At 70.2% G+C, this 8757-nt stretch carries 11 protein-coding genes; 3 read left to right on the forward strand and 8 right to left on the reverse strand.

Annotated features, from left to right (window positions below; genetic code table 11):
• Positions 1-46: 46 nt before the first annotated feature.
• A complete protein-coding gene (locus ABZU46_RS19200) occupies positions 47-1012 on the reverse strand; it encodes an aminoglycoside phosphotransferase family protein (protein ID WP_354859556.1) in 966 nt (321 codons plus the stop codon).
• A gap of 563 nt (positions 1013-1575) precedes the next feature.
• Positions 1576-2478 carry an NADP-dependent oxidoreductase gene (locus ABZU46_RS19205; protein WP_354859557.1) on the reverse strand — a complete coding sequence of 301 codons (903 nt, stop codon included), beginning with the start codon at positions 2476-2478 and terminating at the stop codon, positions 1576-1578.
• A gap of 105 nt (positions 2479-2583) precedes the next feature.
• On the opposite strand from ABZU46_RS19205, the gene ABZU46_RS19210 reads away from it, so the two are divergent.
• Positions 2584-2982 (forward strand): helix-turn-helix domain-containing protein, encoded by a 399-nt coding sequence (locus ABZU46_RS19210; RefSeq protein ID WP_354859560.1) that lies wholly within the window; start codon positions 2584-2586, stop codon positions 2980-2982.
• Positions 2983-3014: 32 nt separating this feature from the next.
• On the opposite strand, the gene ABZU46_RS19215 is transcribed toward ABZU46_RS19210, so the two are convergent.
• The 5 genes from ABZU46_RS19215 to ABZU46_RS19235 form a co-directional block, all read right to left on the reverse strand.
• The gene (locus ABZU46_RS19215; RefSeq protein WP_354859563.1) at positions 3015-3365 is read right to left on the reverse strand and encodes a DoxX family protein; all 351 of its coding nucleotides are present in this window, start codon (positions 3363-3365) and stop codon (positions 3015-3017) included.
• 137 nt (positions 3366-3502) lie between these two features.
• The gene (locus ABZU46_RS19220; RefSeq protein WP_354859565.1) at positions 3503-4273 is read right to left on the reverse strand and encodes a hypothetical protein; all 771 of its coding nucleotides are present in this window, start codon (positions 4271-4273) and stop codon (positions 3503-3505) included.
• A 55-nt stretch (positions 4274-4328) separates the two neighbouring features.
• Positions 4329-4928, reverse strand: a complete 600-nt coding sequence (locus tag ABZU46_RS19225) for an ATP-dependent Clp protease proteolytic subunit (protein WP_354859568.1) — start codon at positions 4926-4928, stop codon at positions 4329-4331.
• 136 nt (positions 4929-5064) lie between these two features.
• The gene (locus ABZU46_RS19230; protein ID WP_354859569.1) at positions 5065-5652 is read right to left on the reverse strand and encodes a helix-turn-helix transcriptional regulator; all 588 of its coding nucleotides are present in this window, start codon (positions 5650-5652) and stop codon (positions 5065-5067) included.
• A complete protein-coding gene (locus ABZU46_RS19235; protein ID WP_354859572.1) occupies positions 5631-6134 on the reverse strand; it encodes a sigma-70 family RNA polymerase sigma factor in 504 nt (167 codons plus the stop codon). Before ABZU46_RS19235 ends, ABZU46_RS19230 begins: the two co-directional genes overlap by 22 nt.
• Positions 6135-6395: 261 nt before the next feature.
• Here ABZU46_RS19235 and ABZU46_RS19240 point away from each other — a divergent pair, with 261 nt between their 5' ends.
• Entirely contained in the window at positions 6396-7409 is a 1014-nt protein-coding gene (locus ABZU46_RS19240; protein WP_354859575.1) for a potassium channel family protein, read from the forward strand.
• A 10-nt stretch (positions 7410-7419) separates the two neighbouring features.
• Here ABZU46_RS19240 and ABZU46_RS19245 read toward each other — a convergent pair whose 3' ends face one another.
• Entirely contained in the window at positions 7420-7899 is a 480-nt protein-coding gene (locus ABZU46_RS19245; protein WP_354859578.1) for a MarR family winged helix-turn-helix transcriptional regulator, read from the reverse strand.
• A gap of 82 nt (positions 7900-7981) precedes the next feature.
• On the opposite strand from ABZU46_RS19245, the gene ABZU46_RS19250 reads away from it, so the two are divergent.
• Complete coding sequence (locus ABZU46_RS19250) at positions 7982-8626, forward strand: NAD(P)H-dependent oxidoreductase (RefSeq protein ID WP_354859580.1); 645 nt, start codon at positions 7982-7984, stop codon at positions 8624-8626.
• Positions 8627-8757 lie beyond the last annotated feature (131 nt).

An 8757-nucleotide genomic window follows, 5' to 3' on the forward strand; every position in this document is an offset into this window, starting at 1 on the left:
TCGGTACGGGCCGCTTGTGCCGGCGCGCTGGCCAATCGGGAGGAGATCAGGGCGCGTAGGTGGGGTCGACGACGGTCTCGGCGATGCGGGTCAGCCAGTGCAGGTCGTTGGCTTGAGATTCTGGACTGGAATCGGGGTTGAGGACGCTGCGTAAAAATAGGGCCACGTCGTCGAGGTGCCGCTCAGCGCGGTAGTAGCTCAGCATGGTCTGGTCCGGTTCCAGCGGCCCATAGCCTCGGCGGAAGAGCCTGGCGCGGTGCGCGTTGACCGGGTGGTCGCCGAAGTCTTGGCTGTAGACGAACATCAGGTCCCGCTCGCGCGGCGCCAGGATCGGCGCATCCCAGTCCACGACGTGCAGTGGACCGTCGCCGTCAGCGAGCAGGTTGCCGGGGTGGATGTCGGCGTGGCAGATCACGTGTTGAGATTGCGTCACTCGGGAGGCGAGGTGATCCACCGTTGCCGACAACCGTTGCAGCGCTGCACCGTACCGGTCCCAGAAAGTGCCGAGGGCCTCGCTCGCTGCGGCCTGCTCCCCGAGGATTCGCAGCCGCTCGCCCGCGCTCGATCGGTAGGTCTCGACCGGCAAGACCGCGGCGAGGTCGGCGCTCGGCTTAACCGCGTGCAGCCGACCCAGGAACTCACCGTACTCGACCCACTGACGGTCGGTGAGGCCGCGGCCCCACAGACTGCCGCCGGCGTGGAACGGATAGAGCAGCAGCTGGTAGTCCCCGAAGCCGCGAATGACTCTGCCCCCTGGAAGGTCGATCGGCGCTACGACCTGCCTGACGCCCTGCGCTCGAAGAAAGCGAGGCAGCAGGACGGCCGCCTGAGTGAACTCACCGCGGCGCATCTTCAGGAAGTAGCGCTCGCCGTCAAACGTGTCTACCCGGTACGCCCATGCCTGCCCGTCGAGCCCGACCGGCATGAACACGAGATCGGCCACGTCCACGGCCCAGGCGGCGGCCACCTCAGCCGCGAGCAACCGCTCGTCAACGCCAGGCTTGTCGAACATCGACGGAGCGTTGCAGCTCGCAGTCCGTCCAGCAAGGGATTTGCCACCTGTAGGCGGAGTCAGCAGCGAACCCCGAGCAGCCTCCCCGGGGTGGTCTGGCTCGCGGGCGAAACGGCTGTCGACAGTAACGATGACAGCAACGTCACCGGATGGCACCCTGACGAGCGTTGGCACGGACGACGCTTGCAGCGTGCAGTCGGTTCCGGACGCGTGCGGACGAGGCGCACAGAGCTTGTAAGCGAGACGTCAGATCGGTGCCGATTCGACCGGGCGCTGCTCGCGTTGCATTACTGCTCAGGCAACCCTGCTGGCGACCCGGACCGATGGCGCCAAGCGAGAGTCGCGGCCGTCAGCTGATCGTGGAAGCCAGTCCCGCGCTCGAGTGGACGATCGAGGATGCCCCGGCCGAACGGCCGGGGCAATCCTCGTGTGGCTCGATGTGCAGGCGTCGATCGCGGCAGATCCGCGAACGCGGCACGCAGTCAGTGTCGCGCCACTTCCCTGGTCGGTGGGGCGCGGGAAGGCGTGGCGCGTCAGCCGAGTGCGGATCGCCGGGCCGCCGGTCAGGGGACGATGACCACGCCGCCGCGTACGCCGCCCTGGGCAAGCCGTTCGTGGGCGGCGGCCGCGTCGGCGAAGGGGTACACGCCGGCGACCCGCAGCGGGATGTCGCCGCTGGTGACGAGTTTGACCAGTTCTGCCAGCCGGGATCCGTCCGACTGCACCTCGAGCGCGAAGGTCCGGATGCCCCGCACCGGCTCCGGGCGCAGCTGAGGTGACGCGGCCACGTAGCCGCCGCCGTCCCGGACGTGGTCCAGCAGCGAGGAACCGATCACCGCCAGGTCGATGACCGCGTCGTACGTCCCCGTCGGTTCGTCGGAGCGCGACAGGAACGCCGCGCCCAGCGACTCGACGAACTGGCGGTCGTCGGCTCCGGCGAGTCCGGTGGCGTGCAGGCCGGCTGCCCGCGCCAGGGCCAGGACGAACCCTCCGACCTGCCCGGCGGCGCCGGTGACGAGCACGGTCGAGCCCGCCGGGAGCGCGAGCAGGTCGAGGGCCTGGGCGGCGGCGAGTCCGTTGGTCGGCAGGGTCGCCGCCTCGGTGGCGGGGACGCCGGTGGGTGCGGTGGTCAGCGAGGTGGCGTCGAGCACCACGTACTCCGCGTGGGCCCCGGCGGTGGTTTGCAGCCATGGCGAAAAGCCGATGACCTCATCGCCGATCGTGTACTCCTCGACCGATGGCCCGACGGCGTCGACGGTGCCGACCACGTCCCAGCCGGGCGTGTACGGCAGACCGGTCGGCAGCGGTGCCGGGAACCGGCCGGAGCGGACCATGAGGTCGACCGGGTGGACGACGGACGCGGCGACCCGTACCCGCACCTGTCCCGGTCCGGCTTCGGGCGTCGGCACGTCGGCCACGTGCAGGACCTCCGGCCCTCCGAACTCTTCGTAACGAACTGCGCGCATCGTCGTCTCCCTCGTAGCCGTCGTGATCCCCACGACCGTACGAAGCGACGGGCACCGTGAGAAGGTAGGTACCTTGAAGTGCGTAGGGCACCGTAGGAGGGCGTGATGGCGACGACAACCACAGCGCAACGCCGCGAGCAGGCAAAACGTGATTACGACGCGTTCCTGGAGCGCTGCCCGACCCGGGAGCTGCTGAGCAGGCTCACCGACAAGTGGGTGGCGCTGGTGATCCCGGCGCTGGCGGACGGCCCGCAGCGGCACGGCGAACTCGCCCGCCGCATCGCCGGCATCAGTCAGAAGATGCTCACGCAAACCCTGCGGACGCTGGAGCGCGACGGCCTGGTCACCCGTACGGTCACCGCGTCGGTGCCGGTCCGCGTCGACTACGAGCTCACCCCGTTGGGCCATGAACTGTTCCCAGTCATGATCTCCATCAAGGACTGGGCGGAGTCACGCATGGACCGCGTGTTCGAAGCCCGAGCCCGATTCGACGCACTCCCCTGAGGGGCCGAATCCCGCCCGGGGCACTCCGGCAATCACCAGCGGTAGGCCAGGTTCACGGCGAGTGCGGCCAGCACGGTGACGAAGAAGACGGCCCATCCCACGAGATGACGTGACCCCACCCGCAGGTGCGCGATGAGCGCGCCGACGAAGTACAGCACCAGCCCCGCCGCGGCGAGGGTCCCCAGCAGCGGTACGGCGAAACCGGCCAGCAGTCCCACGGAGCCGGCCGCCAACAGCAGGCCCAGCACCGGTAGCCAGGACCGTGGCACCCGCTTCATGTCCGCCTGGGCCTTGGGATAGTCGTGGCCGATGAGGTAGGTGACCGCGGCGATGCCGGTGAACACCGAGGCGAGGATGGTGACTGTCACGTAAGCGGCGAACATGGACCCTCCCTGTGGTTTTGTCACCTCAGGGACGGGGCAGCTCCGCGAAACGTTACGGGCGTGGCGCGCTCAGCAGAACCCGGTGCCCTCCGGGGCATCCCGGAGGGCACCGCGGAGGGCACCGCGTCGTCGCAGGGTCAGAGGAATTTGTACATCTCGGCGGAGGCCGGCTCGGTGTCGCCGGCGGGCGGCGCGGTCACCGAGACCTGCTCGCCGAAGCCGCTCATCTTCATGTCGGTGACGAAATCACCGACGCTCTTCGTGGCGATCGTGTAGGACAGCGCGGTGAGCCGGCCGTCGGCGTCGACGGTCGCCTCGAAGGGGACCGCCGTGGGGTCCTTCGCCAGCTTGGCGGTGGACTTGAGGCCGTCGCGCATTCCACCGTCGGCGCCGGCGGCCTCCGCGGCCTTGTTCAGGTCGGCGGTGCCGCTGTAGCGGCCGGGGCTCACCTCCTGGGCGGTCACGATGCCGCCGATGATGCCGGTCTGCGCCTTGAGGTCGAACGACTGGCGCAACGAGCTGGTCGGCCGGAGCTTGTTGAGGTCGATCTTCATCCAGGGCTTCTCGCCCTCGAGCGAGTCGGACTTGATGTAGGCGGCATCGCCGATCAGCCGGGCCTCGATCGGCTCCGGGGCGTTCCCGGTGACGTGGATCGCCTTGGCGGCGGGGTCCATCTTGCCGCTGAGGGTGATCGACTGGTTGCCGGCCTTGACCGAGGCGTCCATGGTGACCGTGCCGGCGAGGCTGCGGTCCATGGCCTGCCGGACGGCGGCGACCGGTTCGACCTTGGTCGTGGCGGGGGCGGCGGAGGGGCCGGCCCCTCCGGTGTTGTCGCCGGAGGTGGTGCCGCAGCCGGCCACGAGGGCGGCGGCGAGGGCAATCGAAAGGGTAGGGATCAGTCGACGCATAGACGCGACCCTAACCAATGGGCACCACCCCCGGTGCACGACGGCCACCCGCAGGTCAGTCCGCCGGCAGTTGATCGGCCCGGGTGAGCACCCGGTCGACGAGGCCGTACTCCCGGGCCTGCTCGGCGGTGAACCAGCGGTCACGGTCCCAGTCCCGCTGGATCTCGTCGAGTGTCCGTCCACTGTGCTGGGCGATCAGCTCCTGCATGGTTCGCTTCACGTGCAGCATGTTCTCCGCCTGGATGGTGATGTCCGAGGCGGTGCCGCCCATCCCGCCGGAGGGCTGGTGCATCATGACCCGCGAGTGCGGCAGCGCGTACCGCTTGCCGGCCGCGCCGGCGCAGAGCAGGAACTGCCCCATCGAGCCGGCGAACCCGAGCGCCAGCGTGGCCACGTCGTTGCGGACGTAGCGCATCGTGTCGTAGACCGCCATTCCGGCGCTCACCGAGCCGCCCGGCGAGTTGATGTAGAGGTAGATGTCCCGGTCGGCGTCCTCGGCGGCGAGCAGCAGGATCTGCCCGCAGATCTGGTTGGCCGACTCCTCGGTTACCTCGGTGCCGAGGAAGACGATCCGCTCCCGCAGCAGCCGCTCGAACACCTGGTCACCGAAGGTCGGTTGCCCGCTGTCCCGCATCTGCACGCCGTACCCGATCATGTGTCGCCGCCTTCCGCCGTGCCGGCGGGCGGCGGGACCGCCCGGGGAGCCGGCTCCTCCAGCGTGCGCGTGGCGGCGGTCGCGGCCCAGGGATTCTGCCGGCGGCAGATCCGCCCAGGGCAGAACCCCGGCCGGCCTACACGAGGGTCAGTCGCCGCCGGCCCGCCCGGGCCCGGCGGCAGGCCAGCATCTTGGAGGTACGCGGACCGGGGCGCCCGGCCGACGTGGAGGCGATCAGCCGAACCCGCAGCCCCGCTCCTTGGACGGTCGACCCGACGGGCGAGGCTGGACCGCCGACGTGCAGGATCGGCCCGCCCAGCCGCAGCACCGGCCCGGCCGGCTGCCCTACGGGGGCCGGGGCGGCGGCCACGGGTGGCGTCGCCCCACCCGGCTGGAAGCCGATCCGCAACGCGGGGCCGGTCTCGTTGCGTGCCGAGGGCGCCTGCTCCAGCCGGGCCAGGGCGGCCCGGGGCGCGGCGGGAATGCGACGCTCGACCCGGCGCAGGTCGTCGCGGGCCTGTTCGAGCAGGTCGGAAAGGCGGATGCCGAGTGCCCGGCAGATCGCCGCGAGCACCTCCGACGAGGCTTCCTTGCGGCCCCGCTCGACCTCGGACAGGTAGGGCACGGAGACCCCGGCGGACGCGGCCACCTCGCGCAGCGTGCGGCCCTGGCTCTGGCGCAGCCGGCGCAGCACCCCGCCGATCACTCGTCGCAGCAACGACATGCGGACCTCACTCTCGCGGTCGTCGTCGGAGGAACACCCCCCATCATGCCGGTTGTCGGACCCGTCGGCGGTCCCGAGCGGGCCCGCGCCGCCGTCCAGCGCGGGCCCGGCTCGTCACTGACCGTCTGGCTCTTGACGGTCCCCGTCGAGCAACTCATGGCCTGGGCGGTCTCCTCGACGCTCAGATCCTGGAAGTACCGCATGACCAGCACCGCGCGTTGGCGCGGCGGTACCTGCCGCAACGCACCGACCAGGGTGATCCGGTCGGTCGGGTCGACCGTGGTCGTCGACACCTCGGGCAGGGCGGCGCCGAGCCGGACCCGCGCCCAGCGCGACCGCCGCTCGTCGATCAGCCGCCGCAGCAGCATGGTGCGGACGAGCGCATCCAGGTGGTCGGCCTGCCGCGCTCGCGCCCAGGAGCGGTACAACTCGGTGAGCACGCGCTGCAGGATGTCGTCGCCCCGGTCCCAGTCCCCGCACATCAGGTAGGCGGTCCTTCGCCACTGGACCATCCTGGACTGGACATACTCGGTGTATTCGTCGTCGGCCTCGGTTCGCCGTCTGCCGCTCGTCACGAGGGTTGCGCCCCCTCCGTCTGCCGGCCTGCACCGGTTCGTTGTTGTCGCCCGATAGTCGTGTGCGGGGGCCGGTGCGGTTGTCCGCTGCGCGACCCGGGCGTGCGACGTGCGGCGTACCCGCTATGTTGTGGTCGTGCAGGCGACGGCGGCGGAGCAGGTTCGACGGTGATCCATTTTCCCGCGCAGCGCCGGGGCCCGCTGAGCGCGCTGAGCCTCCGGCTCGCGGCCGCCCTGGGCCTGGTCTTCGCCGTGGTGGCGGCGGTCTACCTGGACCGGGACGGCTATCGCGACGTCAACGAGGACGGCCTCACCCTGCTCGACTGCTTCTACTACGCGGTCGTCTCGCTCTCCACGACCGGCTACGGGGACATCACCCCGGCCGCGCCGTCGGCCCGGCTGGTCAACGTCCTGTTCGTCACCCCAGCCCGGATTGTCTTCCTGATCATCCTGGTCGGCACCACCCTGGAAGTTCTGACCGAGCAGTACCGGACCGGCCGTCGCCTGTCGCGGTGGAGGAGAACCGTGAAGGACCACGTCATCATCTGCGGCTACGGCACCAAGGGCCGCAGTGCGGTCAACGCCCTGATGGAGAACGGCCTGGACCGGTCGAGGATCGTGGTGGTGGAGCGCAGCAGCGCCGCCCTGCGGCAGGCCACGTCGGCCGGGCTGGTGGCGATCGAGGGGTCGGCGACCCGGTCGTCCGTGCTGAACGAGGCGCACGTGCGCAACGCGAAGGCAGTGATCATCGCGACCGACAGTGACGATGCCTCGGTGCTTGTGGCGCTGACCGTACGGCAGCTCACCGCCGGGCAGGTCCGGATCATCGCGGCGGCGCGGGAGGCGGAGAACGCCCCGCTGCTCAAGCAGAGCGGCGCGCACCATGTGATCGTCTCCTCGGCGACCGCTGGCCGCCTGCTCGGCCTGTCCACCTCGGCGCCGCCGCTGATCGACGTGGTGGAGGACCTGCTCACGCCGGGGCAGGGCATGGCGCTGGCGATGCGCTCGGCGGAGCGGGACGAGGTCGGTCGCTCACCGCGTGAGCTGGACTCACTGGTGATCGCCCTGGTCCGGCGCGGCAAGGTGGTCACCCTGGCCGACCGGGCCGGTGCGGTGATCGAGACCGGCGACATGCTGGTGCACGTCCGCGACGACCGCCCGCAGTCCACGGCGACGGTCTGACGCTGCTGCGTCAGCAGGCGTCGGGCTCGTCGATGAGCGCTGCGCCGCAGCTGACCGGTGTCGTGGTGGCGGCCCGCCTGAGCAGCTCGTAGAGCGTCTCCCGCTCGGCTGGCTCCAGCGCCCCCAGCACCTCGTCTTCGGCGCCCGCGAGAGCGCACTCCGCCTCGTTGAGGCGTTTCGCACCATCTTCGGTGAGCTCGACGACATGTCGTCGGCGGTCCTGCGGTGACCGTCGGCGCTCGACCAGGTCTCTCGCTTCGAGGTCGTTGAGCAGCCCGACGATGTTGGTGCTGTCCATCTCGAGGGTGGTGGCGAGCGCCTGCTGACTGGTGCCGCCGCCCGCGCGCAACACCGTGAGCGCGACCAGGTGTCGGGGCCGCAGGCCCAGGGGAGCGAGCACCGACTCCGCCCGCAGTCGCATCCGCCGCGCCAGGTGGTCCAGCAGGGGGCCCGAGCGGTGCTCCGTCGGATCCAGCGGCAGGGCGGACATGTGACCCAGTCTACCGAGGCGCCGCAATATCTGCCTGCTATAAATAGTTGGTGTCTCACAGACGATCCTTGGAGGATGAATCATGAACCTGCTGCATATCGATTCGAGTATCCGGGGTGACTGGTCGGTTAGTCGGCGGCTCACCGCCCGTGCCGCCGCGGCCTGGCGCGCGGCACACCCCGACGGCACGGTGACCTACCGTGACCTGGGTGCCGAGCCGCTGCCGCACCTGGACTCGGCGGGCGGGCTGGCGCGGATGACGCCGCCGGACCAGCACACTCCGGCCCAGCGCGAGTCGTGGGAGCTCAGCGAGCGGCTGATCGACGAGGTGAAGCAGGCCGACGTGGTGCTGCTCGGGCTGCCGCTCTACAACTACGGCGCGCCGAGCAGCGTGAAGTCCTGGGTCGATCACCTGATCGTTGCCGGCCTCACCTACGACCCGACGACGCAGGAGGGCCTGCTCGGTGGCCGCGAGTTCGTGGTGCTGGCCACCCGGGGTGGCGGCTACGGCGAGGGCACCCCGCGGCACGGCTGGGACCACGCGGAGCAGTGGCTCCCGCATGGTCTGTCGATGACCGGTCTGGAGCCGCGTTTCATCAGCACCGAGCTGACCCTGGCACCGTCGGTGCCGGCGATGGCCGAGCTGATCCCGCTGCACGAGGCGAGCCTCGCGGCGACTGAGAAGGAGATCGACAACCTCTGGCTGCCGGCCTCCGCCCAGCGCTGAGGCGGCACCGGTAAGAACGAGAGCGGCCGTCCCCGTATCGGGGGGCGCCCCGCAGATCGGGAGAGGACACCGAGGAAAAACAATAAAAAAAAAAACCAACTAGTATTTCCGCTTTTGGTTTTTTAAATTTT

It is taken from the genome of Micromonospora sp. NPDC005197 (assembly GCF_040608295.1).
In the GTDB taxonomy this organism is placed as follows: Bacteria; Actinomycetota; Actinomycetes; order Mycobacteriales; family Micromonosporaceae; genus Micromonospora.

What these genes read in the sequence shown, in the direction of transcription:
- ABZU46_RS19200 (WP_354859556.1), bottom strand. Translation starts at nt 1,012, where the DNA reads ATGTTCGACAAGCCTGGCGTTGACGAGCGGTTGCTCGCGGCTGAGGTG.
- ABZU46_RS19205 (WP_354859557.1), bottom strand. Translation starts at nt 2,478, where the DNA reads ATGCGCGCAGTTCGTTACGAAGAGTTCGGAGGGCCGGAGGTCCTGCAC.
- ABZU46_RS19210 (WP_354859560.1), top strand. Translation starts at nt 2,584, where the DNA reads ATGGCGACGACAACCACAGCGCAACGCCGCGAGCAGGCAAAACGTGAT.
- ABZU46_RS19215 (WP_354859563.1), bottom strand. Translation starts at nt 3,365, where the DNA reads ATGTTCGCCGCTTACGTGACAGTCACCATCCTCGCCTCGGTGTTCACC.
- ABZU46_RS19220 (WP_354859565.1), bottom strand. Translation starts at nt 4,273, where the DNA reads ATGCGTCGACTGATCCCTACCCTTTCGATTGCCCTCGCCGCCGCCCTC.
- ABZU46_RS19225 (WP_354859568.1), bottom strand. Translation starts at nt 4,928, where the DNA reads ATGATCGGGTACGGCGTGCAGATGCGGGACAGCGGGCAACCGACCTTC.
- ABZU46_RS19230 (WP_354859569.1), bottom strand. Translation starts at nt 5,652, where the DNA reads ATGTCGTTGCTGCGACGAGTGATCGGCGGGGTGCTGCGCCGGCTGCGC.
- ABZU46_RS19235 (WP_354859572.1), bottom strand. Translation starts at nt 6,134, where the DNA reads ATGTGCGGGGACTGGGACCGGGGCGACGACATCCTGCAGCGCGTGCTC.
- ABZU46_RS19245 (WP_354859578.1), bottom strand. Translation starts at nt 7,899, where the DNA reads ATGTCCGCCCTGCCGCTGGATCCGACGGAGCACCGCTCGGGCCCCCTG.
- ABZU46_RS19250 (WP_354859580.1), top strand. Translation starts at nt 7,982, where the DNA reads ATGAACCTGCTGCATATCGATTCGAGTATCCGGGGTGACTGGTCGGTT.